This window comes from Paenibacillus sp. UNC499MF (assembly GCF_900107975.1).
Lineage (GTDB): Bacteria > Bacillota > Bacilli > Paenibacillales > NBRC-103111 > Paenibacillus_F.
On the sequence record NZ_FNVF01000024.1, the window covers coordinates 18,429 to 37,073 of the forward strand.

The window sequence follows — 18,645 nt, forward strand, 5'->3', positions numbered from 1 at the left end:
CTCTAACCACAACCTATATGATTTGGTACTGGCTGATTGCAATCATCGCACCTTTTCTGGCCCCAATAAAATCCAAGCCACTCCCTCAAAAAGAAGAAGCGTCCTAAAAGGCATTCTTCGGGATGATTTGATCATGAAAAACAGCTGTTCTGAACTTTTACCTCCTATAATAAAGGGAAGAGCGTGATTGTATTCGATTTAAGTAGGAGAGTCGGACAAAATGAGAAAGCATAACACATTTGAAAAAGCTCTTATTGGTAAATCAACATGAATCAAACTTTACTTAATGTTCTACTACTCCTTCTCTTCATTGGTGTAGTTATTCAACTGATTCATTATTGGATTAAAAAAAATCCTGCTCACTATTGCGATTGCAAGATTTTGGAGAAGAAGTCCGAAAAGTTTGCAGGGATGAACGGGAAGATGGTCCATATATGTAACATTGTAGTCTTATGTGAGGATACAATTATTGAGTTGCGAGTATTGGACCGGCAAACTTTTAATGCAATGCAAGAACAAGATAAAGGCAGAATTAAATATCGAGGGAATTTTATGATTAGTTTCAAAAAAAATATTTTACCATGATAAGGTGATTATAATCATCGCCCCTTTTCTGGTCCAAATAAAATCCAAGCCACTCCTCCAAAAAGAAGGAGCCTCCAAATAGGCATCCTTCTTTTCCCTTTCCCGCCACTTCCCCCCGCAAAAAAACAAAGAAATGATACAATAGACGCAGAAGTTTTTTACCTTTGCCCCACGCACCAAGAAATGCACAAACTGTCTGAAATCGGGTGAACACGATGAATCTCAAAGGGATGACGGTCCGGGAGCTGCTCCAGCTTCCGATATTGAAAGACGCGTCGCTGATCAGCGGAGATGAAGGGCTGGACCGCGTCGTGCGCTATATTGACATTATGGAGGTCCCGGACATCAAGGGCTGGCTGAGGGAAGGCGAGCTGATTCTGACCACGGGCTACTCCATGCGCAACGATCCGGGCCTGGTGCTGGAGCTAATGGAAGAGCTGAGGAGAGCGGATGCCGCGGCGCTTGCGATCAAGCCTGAGCGGTTCATGGGCGGCATTCCCGCCGAAATGGTGGAGCTGAGCAACCGATACCGGATTCCGGTGATCCAGATTCCGCCGGGAATTCCGTATATCGATATTACGCATACGGTGATGGAGCAAATTCTGAATACGCAGGCGGCTCTGCTGCGCAGATCCGAGGAAGTGAACAAGACGCTGACCGGCCTTGTGCTGCACAACAAAGGCATCCAGGTGGTCGCGGACAGCGTGGCGGAGCTGGTCCAGGCGCCCATCTGGGTGATTCACAAGAACGGCCGTGTCATCGTTTCGTCGCCGGCCGATGCGGGAGATCCGCCGGCCGGCCGGACGAAGAGCTGGGACGTGTCGGTGGACAAGCAGTTCGCCGGCCGCCTCATCATCGGGAAAGAACAGCTCGACGAGCTGGAGCTGGTCTGCATCGAGCATGCGCGGTTGGTGTTCTCGCTGGAGCTGATGCGCCGCAAGATTGCCTATGACACGGAGCAGCGGCTGCAGGGCAGCTTCTTCGAAGAGCTGCTGATGGGCTTGCCTTTGTCCAGGCAGGATGCGGAAAACAAGGGGAGGCAGCTTGGCCTCCAGCCGGACTGGTGCTGGGAGGTCTGCATCGTCGAAGGCGAGCCGCTTCTGTTCGAGGAGCACGCCTCCCTGCCGGCCGCCCTGGGCGAGCTGACGGAAAGTGAGTCGGCCGCCCGCAAGGTCAAGTCCCATCTGCTCCGGCAGGGGGACCGGCTCGTCCTTCTGCTCGCTTCTCCCGCGGCGGCCGAGCCAAGCGCAAAGCAGAAGCAGCCGGTTACCGGCAGAACGGCCGGGTGGGCCGATGTTCTGGCTCCGCTGCTGGACGGCCACAGCCACATCCGGACCGGATTCGGCGGCAAAGCTCCGCTATGGGAAGTGTACCGCAGCTACGTAATGGCCAAAAAAGCGATGACCATCGGCGCCCGGCTGGACAAGGAACGCCGCACGTTCCGTTACGACGAGATCGAAATGTTCGATCTGCTGCTGGAATCGTCGGCCCATGTAGGCTTCGATGCGTTCACGGAGAAGAAGATCGGCAAGCTCTCCAAGTATGACCGGGACAACGGGACCGATCTTGTGCCCACCTTCCATGCCTACCTGGCGGCCGGGGGCAGTCTGATCGAAGCGGCGAACAAACTGTACATTCACCGGAACTCTGTAAAATACCGGCTGGACCGCATCAAAGACATAGCTGACATAGACATGGAAGATACGTCGAAACGGCTGATGTATTATTTGTGCACATCGTTTTATTTATTGAAAAATCTGGAATGAAATTCGGCCTTTTGTGCTCCGAGCACAAAGGGCCTTCGTTATTTTTGGCAGCCGGGAACATGGTCCGCCCCTTTGGAAACGAATACAATATTACCAATCCAACATTACCAAGCCCCATGAAGTTTACAAAAGCAAACGAATACGAGGAAGGATGAGAAGCCATGATCGGAGTAATCCGTGTACTAACGACGGAAGATACGAAGGTTCTTGAGCAGCACGGAAACATACTGAAGCAGACGTACGGACTGCCGGTTGTGAGCAAATGCATTCCGGATCAGCCCCTCGGCATTTATGACGAAGAGACGGAAGCCATCGCCGTTCCGAAAATTGTCGAGCTCGGCAAACGTATGGAGCGGGAAGGCTGCACGGTGCTCGTCATCTCCTGCGCGGCGGATCCGGCGATCGATCCTCTGCGCGAAAGCGTCTCGGTGCCGGTCATCGGAGCGGGAAGCGCCGCGGCGTACACGGCATTGTCCATGGGCCGGCCCGTCGGCGTGCTGGGCATCACAGAGGAAGCGCCCGCGGTCATCCGCGATTTGCTCGGCGCCAAGCTCGTCCGCTACGCGCGGCCCGAAGGAGTCACGAACACGACGGATCTCATGACACCAGCCGGACGCGAGAAGGCGGTCGAAGCCGCCCGGTCCCTGCTGGATGCGGGGACGAAGGTCATCGTGTTCGCCTGCACGGGCTTCTCGACCATCGGCCTGGCCGCCGTCCTCCGGAGCGAACTGCATGTTCCGGTCGTTGACGCGGTCGAAGCGGAGGGATTGTTCGCCTCCCATTACTACAAGCAGCTCGATGATGTCCGCGAGCCGAATTAAGGCAAGCCTGTGACTTGGACATCGGCCCGGTCGTACCTGCTTCTGATCTTCTGCGTTTTCGTCTGGGCGCTGAACTACATGATCCGCCAAGTGCTGCTCCGGGAGTTTCCTCCTTTGTTCCTTTCGGCGCTGAGCCTGACGATCGTGTCCGGCACTTTCCTGCTGTGGGCGTGGGGAACGCGCTCTTTTGTGAAAATAACGGGAAAAGATGCGCTCTGGCTCTGCTGCTCGGCCGGAATCGGCCTCATTGCGAACCAGATCCTGCTGTTTCGGGGTCTCCAGCTTACGACGGCTACGAACGCTTCGCTTATTTTTACGCTGTCGCCGTTGTTTACGGCCGGCCTGGCCGCTCTTTTCCTGAAAGAACGGGTGACCTGGCGCATGGTGGCGGGCAGCTTGATCGCCATCTCGGGTCTGGCTTTCGCTTTGAATGTTCGGGGCCTGCAGTTTAACGCGGGGGACTGGGTTATGGCGGGCGCGACGTTCACCTTTTCGTGCAACCTGATTTTTGTCCGCATTTTGACGAGGCGGCTGTCTCCCTTTATCGTGACGGTTTACAGCTTCGCGCTCAGCGCCGTGCTCTTCGATCCGTTTGTTCTGGCGGCCGGGGAGGCCACCTGGATACATCCGGCGGGGATGTGGGCGCTCCTTATCGTGACGGTAATCGTGGCGCAGGGGCTTACGGGCGTCCTGTGGAACAAAGGGATGCAGACGCTCGGCGCGGCGAAAGCGGCCATCGTGCTGAATTTGCAGCCGCTGATGACGATGCTGCTGGAATTTCTCCTTTTCGGCCGCGCCGTTACGGCTCCGCAGCTTTTCGGAGCTTCGCTTGTTTTTACCGGGGTTCTTCTCGGAACGGTTCAACTGCGTGTAGTTTCCTTGAAAAAGAAACGGACGTCGCCGGAGGTTTTGCCGGATACGGCCGGAAAGTAACTCCTTTCGGAAGGAAAGCGCCAGCGGGCCGGTTTTGTCATACCCATGGGCTATATTCTAGTAAAGCTTTAAAGCGGTATGGGAGAATTCTGCACTTTCGTTTGTCGGATCTTTCCATTCTGCACATACTACTTGTATAAAAAATACCCGCATCTGCCTTCGGCTTCATTCCCGCGATAGAAAAATAGTTTCCTGAAGGAAACAAAAGACGGGAAAACGGTACTACATCAAGTGATTAGGGGGATTGTCCATGGAAGAGAAAGAGGTACAGGAAGAAAAGAAGCACCCGAGTATTTTCGAGCCGTTCGCACTGATTTTGAACATTGTTACCAGTGTAATCGGAGCCATTATCGGGATGCAGCTGGTTACGACGCTGGGGGTAACCCCGAATACCGCGATTATCGGGGCGCTCGTCGCGATGCTTATCGCACGGATTCCCGTGATGATCTTCCGTAAATACAAATCGATCCACCGTCAGAACCTGGTTCAGACGTCCATTTCCTCGGCTACGTTCGGAGCGGCGAACAGCCTGCTCATTCCGATCGGGATTCCGTTTGCGATGGGGGCGACGGAACTGATCGTGCCGATGCTGATCGGAGCCGCGCTGGCGATGTTTGTCGACGCGACGCTGCTGTACAAGCTCTTTGACTCCAAACTCTTCCCGGCAAAAGGAACCTGGGCGCCCGGCGTGGCTACCGCGGAATCGATCCTGGCGGGAGATAAAGGCGGCAAGCGCGCGCTGCTGCTCGGTGTCGGTACCGTGATCGGGCTCATCGGCTCGTATTTTAAAATCTCGATGTCCGCTTTCGGTGTCGCGTTTATCGGAAACATCTGGGCCTTGACGATGTTCGGCATCGGTTTGATGATCCGTCAGTACTCCGTGCCGTGGTTCGATATCGACGTCAATCAGCTGTACATCGCCCACGGGGTCATGATCGGCGCGGGTATCGTCGCGCTCATCCAGGCGGGGATGCTCCTTTTCAAGCGCCCGAAAACGGCGGGCTCCGAAGCGGAGAGCGAGGAAGAAGTTAGGGACAGCAGGCTGACAAGGACGGATAAAGAAGCCCGTCGCACCCTCACCCTCGGCTTTCTCGCTTATCTGGTCATCGCGCTGCTTATCGCCGTCATCGGCGGCATTCTTACGAAAATGTCGCTCGGGATGCTGATCGGCTTTATCATTTTCGCCGCTTTCGCCGCCTTCGTGCACGAGATCATCGTAGGGATCGCCGCCATGCATTCCGGCTGGTTCCCGGCGTTTGCCGTCGCTTTTATCACGCTGCTGTTCGGCATGCTGATCGGGTTTCCGCCGGTTGCGCTCGCGCTTCTGGCCGGCTTCAGCGCGGCGACGGGCCCGGCGTTTGCGGATATGGGCTACGATCTGAAAGCCGGCTACATTCTCCGGGGCAACGGCAAAGATCCCGAGCTGGAGCTTCACGGCAGAAAACAGCAGTACATCACGGCGATGATCGCTTTCGGCGTTGCGCTGCTGACCGTGCTGCTTTCGTACAAAGGCTATTTTGCGCAAAACCTCGTTCCGCCGATCGATAAAGTGTATGTGTCCACGATCCAGGCCGGAGCTTCGGCCGATATTGCCCGCCAGCTGCTGCTTTGGGCGATTCCCGGCGCGATTGTCCAATTGCTCGGGGGGCCTTCCCGTCAAATCGGCGTGCTTTTCGCCACGGGTCTTCTAATCGTTTCGCCGAATGCGTGCTGGGCGGTTCTCGCCGGTATTCTGATCCGGATCGTCGTTCTGAAGATTTTCAAGAAAGAAGCCGAAACACCGATGAGCATTCTCGCCGCCGGGTTTATCGCGGGGGATGCCCTGTACAGCTTCTTCAGTTCCGTATTCAAACTGAAAAAATGAGGTGACTCCCATGACGAGACTAAAGCTGAACGAAGAAATGGTAGAGCAGGCCGTTTACGGCGGCGCCGTTCTGGGCGGCGGTGGCGGCGGCTGGATCGAAGAGGGGCTGAAGCTCGGACGCCTGGCGCTGGAAGTCGGCGAACCCGAGCTGATCTCTCTCGACGAATTCGGGGACGACGACCTGCTGGTCACCGTCTCCATGGTGGGCGCTCCCGCGGCCAAAGAGCAGTTCGTGAAGCCCGTTCACTACGCGAAGGCGCTTGAGATGCTCGCGGCCACAATCGGGCGGCCCATCCAGGGGCTGCACACGAACGAGAACGGGGCCGGAACGACGGTCAACGGCTGGTTCCAGTCGGCCATTACCGGCGTGCCGCTCGTCGATTTCGCCTGCAACGGCCGGGCACACCCGACCGGCTCCATGGGCTCGATGAACTTGTCCGAGGTGGCGGACTACGTGTCCCATCAGGCGGCGGCAGGCGGCCGGGGCAAACGCTACATCGAGCTGAGCATCTCCGGATCGCTGGACAAGGCGTCGACGATGATCCGCAAGGCTTCCATCGAAGCGGGCGGCCTCGTGGCCGTGGCGCGGAACCCGGTGACGGCGGCTTACGCGAGAGCGAACGGCGCGGCCGGAGCCATCACGCAGGCGATCGAAGTCGGCCGGGCGCTGCTTTCCGCGAAGGGGGAGGCCGCCATCGAGGCTGTTGTCGCGCAGCTCGGAGGCAAAGTCGCGGCGTCCGGAACGGTGACGGACTTCTCGCTCGAAACGTCCGGCGGCTTCGATGCCGGAACGGTCCGGATCGACGACGCGTACGAGATGACGTTCTGGAACGAGTACATGACGCTGGAGAAAGACGGGGAGCGCTTTGCCACCTTCCCGGATCTGATCATGACGCTGGACGCCAAAACGGCGAAGCCGATCGTATCGGCCGCCATCGCGAAGGGGCAGCAAATTGCCGTCATCGCGGTGCCCGCGGAGAAGCTGCTGCTCAGCACGACGATGAGAAACCGCAAGCTGCTGCAGGCGGTGGAAGACATTATCAAGAAGCCGGTTCTTTCTTACCTGGATTAAATCCGGACTCATTCATTCCGACATCAAAGTGAATTCATACGGAGGAAGTTAACATGACCCTTAAACAAACGATGATCGTTCTCGATACACTCGACACCATGTATGCAAGCGGAGCGAAGGTAAAAGAATTGTTCGACGCCTATCCCGGCGTATCGGTGACCGTTTCCAAGGTCAGCGGAGAAAAAGGAAGCACGGATTTCGTTAAAATCGTGATCCCCGGCACGGACAGCAAAAGCAAGGGCGGCAGCGCGCCGACTTTCGGCATCATCGGCCGTCTCGGCGGCATCGGGGCGCGCCCCGGCCGCATCGGCCTCGTCTCCGATGCCGACGGAGCGGTCGCGGCGGTCGCAGCCGCATTGAAGCTGGCGGATATGCAGACGAAGGGCGACGCGCTCCCGGGCGATGTGATCGTCACGACTCACATCTGCCCGGACGCGCCGACTCGCCCGCATGAACCGGTCGATTTTATGGATTCGCCGGTCGATATCCTGACGATGAACCGGGAGGAAGTCGTGCCCGAAATGGACGCGATTTTGTCCATCGACACCACGAAGGGCAACCGCGTGATCAATCACAAAGGCATCGCGATTTCGCCAACCGTGAAGGAAGGGTACATCCTCCGCGTCAGCGACGATCTGCTCCGCATTATGGAGATGACGACCGGCCGGCATGCGGTAACGTTCCCGGTTACGATGCAGGATATTACGCCGTACGGCAACGACCTGTATCACATCAACTCTATCCTGCAGCCAGCCGTAGCGACGGATGCTCCCGTCGTCGGTGTAGCCGTGACGGCACAGTCCGTCGTACCGGGCTGCGGAACGGGCGCGAGCCACGAGACGGATATCGCGGCGGCGGCGCGCTTCGCCATTGAAACGGCCAAAGAAACAACGGCCGGAACATGCGCTTTCTACGACCGGGAAGAATTCGAGCTGATCACGAAGCTGTACGGTTCTATGAAGATTTTGCAGACCGCCGGCAAGTAAGCCTGGAACGGGGCAAGCTTGCCCGTGAGCAGAAAAGCGCTCGGAATGGGTGCGATATGCCTTGTTTTCCTTGTTCAGGCACAGTGTGCATACGGCTGTGGTCCGCCGCAGCGGACGGAGCAAGCCCGCACGCGTGCGGCATGGCGCCCGAAGCGGACCGGACTCCGCCCCGCTTTCCCTATGCCGCAAAGTACGGTTGCGGCCCGCCGCAGAGGACGCAGCCTTACAACAGGCTGACGGATAAGCGGCGTCCGCTGTCCGAACCGGCGGCCGCACGTCGTGCCTTGAGCGGGCAGTGAACCGCCGGGGAGTCGCTCGCCTTCCGGCCGGAGCCCAATGGTGGCTCGGGACGGAATCGAACCGCCGACACGAGGATTTTCAGTCCGCTGGTCTACCGACTGAGCAGCGGATGAGACAGGGGAGGTTCCCCTGTCCTTTTTTTTCAGCCGCTTCGGCGGATCTCAGATGGGGGTGGAGAGCATGGAAAAATTGGGGATGATTACGATCGGCCAAGCGCCGCGGACCGATGTGGCGCCGATTGTGGAGCGCTGCCTGGAAGGGCGCGCGGAAATCGTCCAGGGCGGCGCCTTGGACGGGCTTAGCAAAGCGGACATCGAGAGGGATCTTTGTCCCGAAGAAGGACAGTACGTCCTGACATCGCGTTTGACGACCGGGGAATCCGTCGTGATGTCGCGCGAGAAGCTGCAGCCTCTGCTGCAGAAGCGGATAAGCGAGTTCGAAGAGGCGGGAATCCGGCACATTTTGCTGCTGTGCACAGGCGTATTTCCCGGACTCCGTACAGAGCGGGCGTACCTGATCGAGCCCGACCGTCTGATCCCTCCCGCCGTCAAGGCGATGGCCGGGGGCCGCAGGCTCGGCGTGCTCGTTCCGCTGGCGGAGCAGTGCGCGACGCTCGCGCAGAAGTATGAGCCCTACGGCTTAAGCCCGGTTTTCGCCGTCGCGTCGCCGTACAAACCGGACGAAGCCGAGTTCCGGCAGGCTGCCGGTGAACTGAAGGAGAAGAGCGATATCATTGTGCTCGATTGTATGGGGTATACGGAGGAAGCGCGGCAGCTTATGGCGGAGGCATCGGGCAAGCCGGTCATCCTGTCCAACGCCCTGATGGGCAAGCTCGTATCGGAAATGATATAGAAGAAACCATGTGGTGACGGGCTGGGGCTGATGCAGTGAAGCAATCGGACGTCAGCCCCTTTCCGCTCTATTCCCGAATCAGAAAGGATGAAGATTATGAACGAATCGCTCATCGAAGTCGGCAAACATGTGCTGCAAAGCTGTCTGGGACTGCGGCCGCGGGAAACATTCCTTGTCGTCTCGGACGAAGATAAGAGACATCTGGCGGAGCCGCTTTACGAAGCGGGAAAAGCGCTTGGCGCGGAAGCCGTGCTTATGGTCATGAAGGACAGGCACAGACCCGGTGAAGAGCCTCCCGCCGCTGTCGCGGCCGCCATGATCACCTCGAATGTGGTCGTGTGCATCACCAAGCAGTCTCTCACGCATACGCAGGCCCGCAAAAATGCGGCTGCCGCCGGAGCAAGGCTGGCCACGATGCCGGGCATTACGGAGGACATGTTCCTCCACGGCGCTATCTCGGCCGACTATGCCGAAGTCAAGCGGCTGACGGAGAGGGTGACGAAGCTCTTGACCGGAGCCCGTGAGGTACGCGTCGAGAAGGGCGGTTATACGCTGACTTTCCCCGTAGAGGGAAGAAACGGCGTGCCGAGCACCGGCCTGTACCTGAATCCCGGCGAGTCGGGGAATTTGCCGTCCGGGGAAGCGTATATCGCTCCGCTGGAAGGAACGGCGGAAGGGCAAATCCTGATCGACGGGTCCATTGCCGGGATCGGCAAGCTGAGCGAGCCTTTGCTGCTCACGATCGAGAAGGGCCGCATCGTGCGGGCGGAAGGCGAAGCCGGTCCGCAGCTTCTCCGCATGCTCGGAGACAAAGACGGCAGGCTTCTCTGCGAATTCGGAGTCGGCACGAATGATAAAGCGCGAATCACCGGCGTCATCCTGGAGGACGAGAAGGTGTACGGCACGATACACGTCGCGTTCGGCAGCAACAATACGTTCGGCGGAACGATTGCCGCCGGCGTCCATATCGACGGTCTCGTTAAGGAGCCGACCGTATATCTGGACGACAAGCTGCTCATGGAGAAGGGGAAGCTGGCTTTTCAGGAGTAATTGCGGGAAAAGCTTCTCCAGACGCAATTCGAAACGCCGCTGTGACGAAATACGGGAATGAAGCCTCTCCAAACGCAATTGAGATCGCGCTGCAACAAAAAACGCCAGTCCTGTTCATGCTCCGGGAGAGCTTGGCGGGACCGGCGTTTTTTATTCATACGGGAGTTATGGCGGCAAGGGGCAGCGAGAGCGTGAATTCCGTCCCCCCATGCGGCTGGCTGAATACCGAAATCGTGCCGTTCATGGAACGGATCAGCTGGTAGGAATAGGTGAGGCCCAGGCCGGTGCCCGTGTTTTTGGTGGAATAATAGATAGAACCGAGGCGCCTAAGCTGCTCTTTATTCATTCCGATTCCGTTGTCCCGGATATGCACCTTCACGAGGGGGCCATCCGTATGCATCCGCAGCGAGACGTTTCCTTTTTGTACGGATGAACAGGCTTCGACGGCATTTTTTACGAAATTGACCAGGAGCTGTTTCATTTCGGCGCCGTTGGCGGTTATCCGCACAGGTTCGGAGGGAACATGCAGGGCCAGCGAAACGTTGTTCATCGTGGCATACGGAGTCATGACCTCCACGACAGCCTCAAGCTCGCGGGCGAGATCAATTTCTTCGCGTTTTTGCGTTAAAGGCTTGGACATGGACAAATACTCGGACAGAATCGCTTCCGTCCGCTTCACTTCGTCTATGCAGGTGTCGATAAAGCGGTGGAGCTTTTCCGCGGGCATGGCTTCGTCTTGACGGATCAATTTCAAAAAACCGAGCACCGTTGTGAGCGGGTTGCGTACCTCATGTACCAAGGAAGCGGCGACCTGGCCGACGGCTTCGATTTTCTCGCTTTGCTGGTACCTCAGGTACATGTCCTTATCCGTTGCGGATTTCTCAAACAGATAAAACAGGAGCAGCACTCCGACCGAGTTGTGAACGGGTAGGATCAGAATATGGTAGGCCAGATGAGTCAGAATATAATCGGGCCGGTCGATATACAGAAAGAGAAGAGGAAAAAAAGAATAGCAGAGTCCCGCCATAAGGATCACGAGATATTTCTCCCTGGTCCTGTGGTAAACCTTGCACAGCAAGACCGACAAAGGGAACGTAATGAGCAAAATGACCATAGCCGAATAGATCCCCGGTCCGCCCAAATAAAGCCGGTACAGAACAAACTCCAGCATAATCAGAAGGCCGGTCCGGAACCCGCCGAACACAAGCGAGAAAAAAAGAATGACGTAACGCACATCGAACTGGATGCCTTTTTCGACGCTGGAGGCGAATGTCATGGAAAGAAACAGGCAGATCATAGAGGTAATCAGAATAAACTTTCTGGAGTAATTGGTGTCTTTGTCCCGGTAATAAAAGCTGTACAGTACGAAAGGCATAAGGGCAAAGAAGAGCTGAAGTAAAAGATCCTTGATCTGTGCCAATATCGCTCACCCTCCGGACGTGGTTATATTCATCTGACCCCTACACTATTCGGCATGAAGGAGCAAATTCCTGGGGCTCAAAATGAATGGACGGAGAGCGGATGTAAAAGATTTTTGTGTCCGGAGAAACCCTAGTTTTCTGATTACTTAAATATGTTATAATCCACGGTAGCAGAGAAAGGGGACCCGTTATGTCTGTGAACAACCCGGAAAAAGTGACGCAGCAGAGAGAAGAGCGCAGGTCGCAGATTCTTCATGCGTCCATCGGAATTTTCGCGAAAAAGGGCCTCGCGGCAGCCAAAATATCGGATATTGCGGAAGCGGCGGGCATTTCCCACGGCCACGTGTACAACTATTATTCCTCCAAAGAAGAGCTGTTCGTCAGCCTGGTCAAGATGCTTCAGGAAAGATACGGCCGGGTCTGCGAGGAGGCCCGCCTCCGGGAAGGAAGCGCGCGCGACAAGCTTCTTTGGCATGCCCGCAAAATCGGGGAAGACGAAAACGCTTTGAACGGCATGCATGTCGTTCTGCATGCGGAGACGATAGCGAGTATCTCCCCGGAGGAGAAGCGGGAAATACCGCGCAGGGCCGTCGAGAACCTTCAGCCGATTATCGCCATCGTGAAGCAGGGACAAGAAGAGGGAGCGTTCCGGGAAGGAAAACCCGAAGATTTGGCGGTGCTTTATTTCGCTCTGTTGAACGGAGTCAGCGGCGCCCGGCGCCGGGGGTTGGACGCGGTAGCGAGCCCCGATGAGGAGCAGGTGGTCGGTTTGCTTTGCAAATAGGCCGTCTGAAATGAACGGGCTGCCGGCTAATCGTCATGTTTTGTTAAAAAAGTATTGACTTCCCAAAAAGGGGCTGATAGAATCATTCCAACAAGCACTGACTGACTAGTCAGTTAGTATAGTTTTAAAACCAACTATTTTTATATGAATATAAGGTTTAATTGATTATTTGAAAGTGAATCCATAACTCTGGTATCCTACCGGTCCACTGGTGGCACCTTGCACGGCCCGCTTAACGCGCGCTGTCGGGTGTCTTTTTTTATAATCAAAATTTGTGTGCAAAGGGGCACGGCGGATGAACAAACTTCAAGCATCGTTAGCGGCTGCGGCACTCGTCATAAGCTTGGCCGGACTTACGGGATGCGGCGCCGGACGGGCCGCGACAACCGCCTCCGGGTCGGATGCGCCCAAGGGCAAATATACCGTTAATCTCGCGAACAACGGGGGCGGAGGTCTTCTTCTCCTGGCGAAGGAGAAAGGCTGGTTCGAGGAGGAGTTCGCCAAAATCGGCGGGGATGTCAAATGGTCCGAGTTTCCCAGCGGCCCGACTCTTCTGGAAGCGCTGGCCGCGGGGCGCGTCGATTTCTCCTGGCTGGGCGACGGGGCGGCCATATCCGCTCAGGCAAACAACCTGCCGGTCACGACGCTATCTCTTCTCTCCGAAGGGTTAAAGGGACTTAACATCGTGATCGTCCCGGCGAACAGTACGGCCAAAAGCCTTGCGGATTTGAAAGGCAAAAAGATCGCCATCGCCAAGGGAACCACGCTTCATGTTTTTTTCATCAAAGCGATTAAGCAGGCGGGGCTGAAAGAATCCGACTTCCAGCTTATCCAGCTTCAGGCGGAAGAGTCTGTCGCCGCTTTCGAATCGGCGGCGGTGGACGCCTGGGTCGGCCTGGACCCGTATACGAGCATCCAGATCGCCAAAAACGGCGCCCGCGTCCTGACGAGCGGAGAGGCTCTGAACATCAAGGCGCCGGTGCTGACGATCGGCCGGACCGATTTTATCAAGGAACACCCGGATGCGGCGGAAGCTTTCCTGAAAGGATTCCAAAAGGCGATCGAGTTTCAGAAGGAACACCGGGATGAGGTTGTGGAGTACATAGCGAACGCCAAGAAGGCGGACCGGGCCACGATCGAGCTGGTGGTCCAAAATACCGAGTATTCGAATGTCCCGATTACAAAAGAGATCTTCGGCATCCAGCAGGCTTCCGCGGACATCCTCCTGGAAGCGGGCTTTATCAAGAAAAAAATCGACGTGACGCGAAACACGGACAGCAAAGCCATTGAAGCCGTAAAACCGGCTAAATAAAGCGAAGGAGGCGAAGACCGTGTCAGCTTTGGGACAATTGAACCCGTCTTCTCCGGCCGCCAAGGGCCTGGGTGAGAGGGGAGGGAGACAAGCCGCAGCCGGCAGGGCATCCGCCAGACGCGGAGGCAGACTGAAGATCGCCCTGCTCGGGCTCGTGTTACCGCTGGCGGCGCTAGTCCTGTGGCAGACGGCCAGCGGACTGAGGCTGGTTTCCCCGACGTTATTTCCTTCACCCCTCAGCATCGCGGAGGAATTTGGGGGAATGCTTCAGTCGGGCGAACTGCTCCATCATCTGAAGGTGAGCGTGCAGCGGGCCGCCTACGGCTTTTTGCTCGGCGGCTCGCTCGGTCTTCTGACCGGTATGCTGGTCGGATTAAGAAAAAGAGCCGAGTACATGCTCGACCCTACTTTACAAATGCTCCGCACCGTTCCGCATCTTGCGATCACACCGCTTTTTATACTCTGGTTCGGGTTTGACGAGCTGTCCAAAATTTTGCTGATCGCGCTGGGAGCTTTCTTCCCGCTGTATGTCAATACATTCCTCGGAGTCCGCAACGTGGATTCCAAACTTTTCGATGTCGCCAAAGTACTGGAGTTCAGCCGCTTGGGGCAAGTTACGAAGCTTGTGCTCCCCTCGGCGCTGCCGAATGTCCTGCTCGGACTCCGGCTGTCGCTGGGCGTCGCCTGGCTGGGGCTCGTCGTTGCGGAGCTGATGGGATCCAGTGAAGGCATCGGATACATGATTCAGGATGCCAGACAGTTTTCCAGAACGACCGCCGTGTTTGTGGGCATTCTTATTTTCGCTGTTGTCGGCAAGCTTGTGGATTCCGTCGTACGGCTGCTGGAAGAACGGCTGCTGAAATGGCGCGACAATTACAAGGGATAGTCCCGGGCAAGGGCAGCCGGGCTGCCGGTCGGGGTTTGCCGCTGACGATATATCCAATCAACCATTTTAAAGGAGGAAGAAGAAATGAGTGAACAAGTGAAGGTAATCCCGGTTTCAGGAAAAATTGGTGCCATTATTGAAGGAATTTCATTGTCCGGCAGTCTTGATGAAAGTACGGTAGGTTTTATCCGCGAAAAACTGCTCAAGCATAAGGTCATTTTCTTCCGGGGTCAGAATCATCTGGACAATGCCGGACAGGAAGAGTTTACAAAGCTGCTCGGCACCCCGATCGCTCATCCGACGATCAAGCCCAAGGACGGCACGGATTACGTGCTGGAGCTGGATTCGACTCACGGGGGGCGCGCCAACGTGTGGCACACGGATGTGACGTTTGTCGACGCTTATCCCGCCGCATCCATCCTCCGCGGGATCGTTATCCCCGAAGCGGGCGGGGATACGGTGTGGGCGAATACGGCGGCCGCTTACGAGCAGCTTCCCGCGGAGCTGCGCGAGCTGGCCGACAAGCTGCGGGTGCTGCACACCAATGAATTCGATTATGCGTCCACGATCAGAACGGTGAACGCCCTGGGCAGCGAGGCGGCGCGCAAATACCGGGAGAGCTTCGCCTCCACGGTATACGAAACGGAGCATCCGCTCGTCCGCGTTCACCCGGAGACGGGCGAGAAGACTCTCGTTTTGGGTGGCTTCGCCAAAAAGATTCAAGGCTTCTCCGTCGCCGATTCCCAGAAGCTTATCGCCTTGTTCCAGGAGCATATCACAAGCCTGGAAAATACCGTGCGCTGGCGCTGGGCCGAAGGCGACGTGGCGGTCTGGGATAACCGCGCCACGCAGCATTACGCCGTGAACGATTACGGCGATCAGCACCGGGTCGTCCGCCGGGTCACGATTACCGGCGAAGTTCCGGTCGGCGTGGACGGCCGCAAGAGCGTGACGCGCATCGTGTCGGAGCCAGCGGCTGCGGCGAGCGCGTCGTAAGCGGCAGCCCGGCCGCCGGGGCCCTGCGCAGGGCTGGCCCGGGCGGGGGCCGGAACGCCGACTGGAGCGCAGGCGGTGCCAAGGCAGAGCGCACTCATAGACGAGCAAAGTCAAGCGAGAGCCGAAAGGGAGCAGTGCCGTAGTGGGAGCGCACGGTCAAGCGGGGGCCCGTAGGAAGCGCACAGTCAAGCGAGAGCTGGAAGGAAGCGCAGCCGGGGCTGAGACGGAGCGGCCGCAACGCGGAACTTGGCATATGCCTGACTCGGCCCGTCATTTCACAGCGGACTCGGCCATGACGTTGCAGAAAAGCGCCGTGACCGCGCACCCGTTGTGTACGTTCCCGCACTGCACGGAGCCGGTCACGCACCTTCCGAGGCCCGGCCCCGACCCATAAAAGAGCGTATCCCCGACTAAGGGGGATACGCTCTTTTTCGTGCGCCCGGCCGGGCCTAGCTGAAGGTGTACCGCACGCTCACGGCCGCATAAACATGCAGCTCACCCGGCTGGATCGGGGTAGCCGGACTGGCGGCCAGCATGGTCGCCTTGTACGGCACGGGCTCGTTCTGGCGGCTGAGCTCCTGGACGGACTCCGGAACCGCCGCCAGGGTGACTCCGAGGGACGCCGCTATTGTCAGCGCCTTCTCCCTGGCGTTCCGGACAGCGAGGGCCAGCGCTTCCTTGCCGTATTTCTGCGGCTGGGACGTCCGGAAAGAAATTCCCGAAACGGAGTTGGCCCCTTTAGAGACGGCGGTATCGACGATCGTCCCCGTTTCTCCGACCCGTTCCGTCGTAATTTTCAGCAGATGAGTGACACGGTAGCCGCGGAAAATTTGTTTGCCGTCCTGGAAGTCGTACTGGGGATCGATCCGGAATTCGTCCGTCTGGATGCTGTCCCGGGGAATTCCGAGCTGCAGCAGAGAGTCGATCACGGCCGAGATGATCCGGGCGTTCTCGGCCTGCAGGGGGGCGAGAGATTCTCCCTCCGTGACGGCTCCGAGCACGATCACGGCCCGGTCGGGCACGACCGAGACGATTCCGTCGCCCGTCACTTCAATGGAAGCGGGGGACGGGGGGTTGCCTGCCCGGTATCCGGGCGACGGAGGAAGCGGGGGCGGGGGTGCAAAACCGTACATAGCCGGTCTCCTTTCTGGATGCAAGAGGTGGTATATCTTAGTGTATGGAATCGGGGCCTTCTCCATGCCGGAAGCGGAGAACCAAACACCGGTCCGCGGACGGGCGGCGGCAGGTTTGATTATAACGAAACTCTCCTTACGGCACTTTGCCGGCGATTGGCTACAATGGGAACATAAGAAATTGTCGGCAAGAGGAGGAGATTAACATGATTCGGGATATTCATGCGATGTTTTTGGTGACCGGCATTATGGCAAGCGGCAAATCGACGGTCGCGCAGCTGCTGGCGGAGCGCTTCGAGAAGTCGGTTCATCTCCGGGGAGATCATTTCCGCAAAATGATCGTCAACGACCGCAAGGAAGTCCGTCCGGATGCGGAAGCGGACCAATTGGAGCAGCTTCTGCTGCGGTACAGGCTGACGGCTCAAGCCGCGGACACCTATTATTCCGCCGGTTTTACCGTCATCATGCAGGATGTCGTCGTAGGCCGGGTGCTGGACGACTTCCTCGCGCTGCTGGAAGACCGGCCCTTGTACGTGATCGTGCTGTGCCCCGGCGGGGAGGAAGTCGCGCGCAGAGAAGCGGCCCGGTCCAAGAAAGGATACGGCATCTGGACCGTATCCGCCCTGAACGGCGTGCTGCACGCGGAAACCCCGCGGGTCGGCTTGTGGCTGGATTCGACCGGTATGACGCCGGAAGAAACGGTGGACGCGATTTTGGAGCGTGTATGGGAGGAAGGAATAGTCGGGGCCCGAGATATCCGGGACTAGGAAATGTACGGGGCAGCCGCGTGGTCTTCTTTTCGGATGGCTATGTCAGGAAACTCTATTGAACGTTCATTAAAGAAGGCAGGCCTCAATGCCATACGCGTTGTAGTCCAGAGGGGCGAGCGAACCCCACGCGATTTTTGAATAAGAAGAGGAGATGTATTTATGTCCGATCATTCCAATGAAGAATTGTTGGCCGGCGGCAACGTTTCGAAAGTATACCGGTCAGGTCATACGGTCAGAAGAGAATTAAAGCCGAACAGCCAAAGAATTCACGCGCTGCTAAACCATCTTGCCGACAAAGGTTACGATTGTGCCCCTAAATACCTTGGTATCGATGAAAAAGGAAGAGAAATTTTAACCTTTATCGAAGGGGAGGCCGGTAATTATCCTTTAAAAAAATACATGCGGTCGGATGCTGTCTTACAGGAAATCGCAAAAATGCTCCGTCTCTATCATGATGCCGCAAGCGATTTTTCATTTGATGACGGCTGGCAGCCGTTAGATGGTACTCCACAACCTTTGGAAGTAATATGCCATAACGATTTTGCCGTATATAACATGATTTTTCAGCAGGAAAGACCGATAGGGATTATTGATTTTGATGCGGCCGGACCCGGTCCGCGGCTTTGGGACATAGCTTATACTCTTTACACTTGTGTGCCGTTGAGCAGATTGTATCTGACTGAAACAGGCGAAATCGTTTATTATGATTCCGTTCAAGATGCTTCCAGTATTAAAAACAGAGTGAAGTTGTTTTTTGATTCTTACGGGGAAGATTTTGCGCAAACTTATATCGAAATGGTACTTCTGCGATTGGAAGGATTATGTAAAACGATAACAAGAAGAGCGAGTGAAGGGGACCCTGCTTTTCAAAAGATGTTAGATGCCGGTCATCTTGAACATTATCGGAAGGACATAGAATTCATCTCCGAACATAAGAAGGATTGGACTTAAATCATTTTTACGTTTAAAAGGGCTTTAAGCCCCGGCCACTGACTGAAATGCACCCCTTAGAATGGACATTGGAAAAACCCTTGGGTAATTCCGATGAAATTCTAGGGGGTGCATTTTTTATGCCAGCGAGAAAAGGACAAAAGTTCAAGCACTATACGGAGGA

16 protein-coding genes are annotated in these 18,645 nt (G+C 56.6%); 14 read left to right on the forward strand and 2 right to left on the reverse strand.

Translation table 11 applies throughout. The features are described from left to right. Nucleotides 1–800: 800 nt before the first annotated feature. The 8 genes from C4S74_RS25565 (at nucleotide 801) to C4S74_RS25605 (ending at nucleotide 10,229) form a co-directional block, all read left to right on the forward strand. Nucleotides 801–2,351: a PucR family transcriptional regulator gene (locus tag C4S74_RS25565; protein ID WP_103998105.1), complete on the forward strand. Its 1,551-nt coding sequence runs from the start codon at nucleotides 801–803 to the stop codon at nucleotides 2,349–2,351. A gap of 161 nt (nucleotides 2,352–2,512) precedes the next feature. After that, complete coding sequence (locus C4S74_RS25570; RefSeq protein ID WP_103998106.1) at nucleotides 2,513–3,172, forward strand: aspartate/glutamate racemase family protein; 660 nt, start codon at nucleotides 2,513–2,515, stop codon at nucleotides 3,170–3,172. Between the two features lie 9 nt (nucleotides 3,173–3,181). Continuing rightward, nucleotides 3,182–4,105 (forward strand): DMT family transporter, encoded by a 924-nt coding sequence (locus C4S74_RS25575; protein WP_103998107.1) that lies wholly within the window; start codon nucleotides 3,182–3,184, stop codon nucleotides 4,103–4,105. A gap of 250 nt (nucleotides 4,106–4,355) precedes the next feature. After that, nucleotides 4,356–5,969: an OPT/YSL family transporter gene (locus C4S74_RS25580; RefSeq protein ID WP_103998108.1), complete on the forward strand. Its 1,614-nt coding sequence runs from the start codon at nucleotides 4,356–4,358 to the stop codon at nucleotides 5,967–5,969. Nucleotides 5,970–5,979: 10 nt separating this feature from the next. Then, entirely contained in the window at nucleotides 5,980–7,041 is a 1,062-nt protein-coding gene (locus C4S74_RS25585) for a DUF917 family protein (protein WP_103998109.1), read from the forward strand. Between the two features lie 53 nt (nucleotides 7,042–7,094). Next, complete coding sequence (locus C4S74_RS25590; RefSeq protein WP_103998110.1) at nucleotides 7,095–8,027, forward strand: DUF1177 domain-containing protein; 933 nt, start codon at nucleotides 7,095–7,097, stop codon at nucleotides 8,025–8,027. A gap of 480 nt (nucleotides 8,028–8,507) precedes the next feature. Continuing rightward, entirely contained in the window at nucleotides 8,508–9,179 is a 672-nt protein-coding gene (locus C4S74_RS25600) for an AroM family protein (RefSeq protein ID WP_258042615.1), read from the forward strand. A 96-nt stretch (nucleotides 9,180–9,275) separates the two neighbouring features. After that, nucleotides 9,276–10,229 carry an aminopeptidase gene (locus C4S74_RS25605; RefSeq protein WP_103998112.1) on the forward strand — a complete coding sequence of 318 codons (954 nt, stop codon included), beginning with the start codon at nucleotides 9,276–9,278 and terminating at the stop codon, nucleotides 10,227–10,229. A 154-nt stretch (nucleotides 10,230–10,383) separates the two neighbouring features. Here the strand turns inward: C4S74_RS25605 and C4S74_RS25610 are convergent, their stop codons facing one another. Then, the gene (locus C4S74_RS25610) at nucleotides 10,384–11,649 is read right to left on the reverse strand and encodes a HAMP domain-containing sensor histidine kinase (RefSeq protein ID WP_103998113.1); all 1,266 of its coding nucleotides are present in this window, start codon (nucleotides 11,647–11,649) and stop codon (nucleotides 10,384–10,386) included. A 191-nt stretch (nucleotides 11,650–11,840) separates the two neighbouring features. On the opposite strand from C4S74_RS25610, the gene C4S74_RS25615 reads away from it, so the two are divergent. From C4S74_RS25615 to C4S74_RS25630, 4 genes are all read left to right on the forward strand, one after another. Beyond that, nucleotides 11,841–12,434: a TetR/AcrR family transcriptional regulator gene (locus C4S74_RS25615; RefSeq protein ID WP_103998114.1), complete on the forward strand. Its 594-nt coding sequence runs from the start codon at nucleotides 11,841–11,843 to the stop codon at nucleotides 12,432–12,434. A gap of 295 nt (nucleotides 12,435–12,729) precedes the next feature. Continuing rightward, nucleotides 12,730–13,746, forward strand: coding sequence for an aliphatic sulfonate ABC transporter substrate-binding protein (locus C4S74_RS25620; RefSeq protein ID WP_103998115.1), 1,017 nt, complete (start codon nucleotides 12,730–12,732; stop codon nucleotides 13,744–13,746). 130 nt (nucleotides 13,747–13,876) lie between these two features. Continuing rightward, on the forward strand, nucleotides 13,877–14,632 hold the full coding sequence (locus tag C4S74_RS25625) for an ABC transporter permease (protein WP_258042616.1): 756 nt from the start codon (nucleotides 13,877–13,879) through the stop codon (nucleotides 14,630–14,632). A gap of 84 nt (nucleotides 14,633–14,716) precedes the next feature. Beyond that, nucleotides 14,717–15,628: a TauD/TfdA family dioxygenase gene (locus tag C4S74_RS25630; RefSeq protein WP_103998117.1), complete on the forward strand. Its 912-nt coding sequence runs from the start codon at nucleotides 14,717–14,719 to the stop codon at nucleotides 15,626–15,628. 449 nt (nucleotides 15,629–16,077) lie between these two features. Here the strand turns inward: C4S74_RS25630 and C4S74_RS25635 are convergent, their stop codons facing one another. Further along, nucleotides 16,078–16,761 carry an SIMPL domain-containing protein gene (locus tag C4S74_RS25635; RefSeq protein WP_103998118.1) on the reverse strand — a complete coding sequence of 228 codons (684 nt, stop codon included), beginning with the start codon at nucleotides 16,759–16,761 and terminating at the stop codon, nucleotides 16,078–16,080. Between the two features lie 206 nt (nucleotides 16,762–16,967). Here C4S74_RS25635 and C4S74_RS25640 point away from each other — a divergent pair, with 206 nt between their 5' ends. After that, nucleotides 16,968–17,528: an AAA family ATPase gene (locus tag C4S74_RS25640; RefSeq protein WP_103998119.1), complete on the forward strand. Its 561-nt coding sequence runs from the start codon at nucleotides 16,968–16,970 to the stop codon at nucleotides 17,526–17,528. Nucleotides 17,529–17,690: 162 nt separating this feature from the next. Beyond that, the gene (locus C4S74_RS25645) at nucleotides 17,691–18,482 is read left to right on the forward strand and encodes a phosphotransferase enzyme family protein (RefSeq protein ID WP_103998120.1); all 792 of its coding nucleotides are present in this window, start codon (nucleotides 17,691–17,693) and stop codon (nucleotides 18,480–18,482) included. The last annotated feature ends 163 nt before the right edge of the window (nucleotides 18,483–18,645 follow it).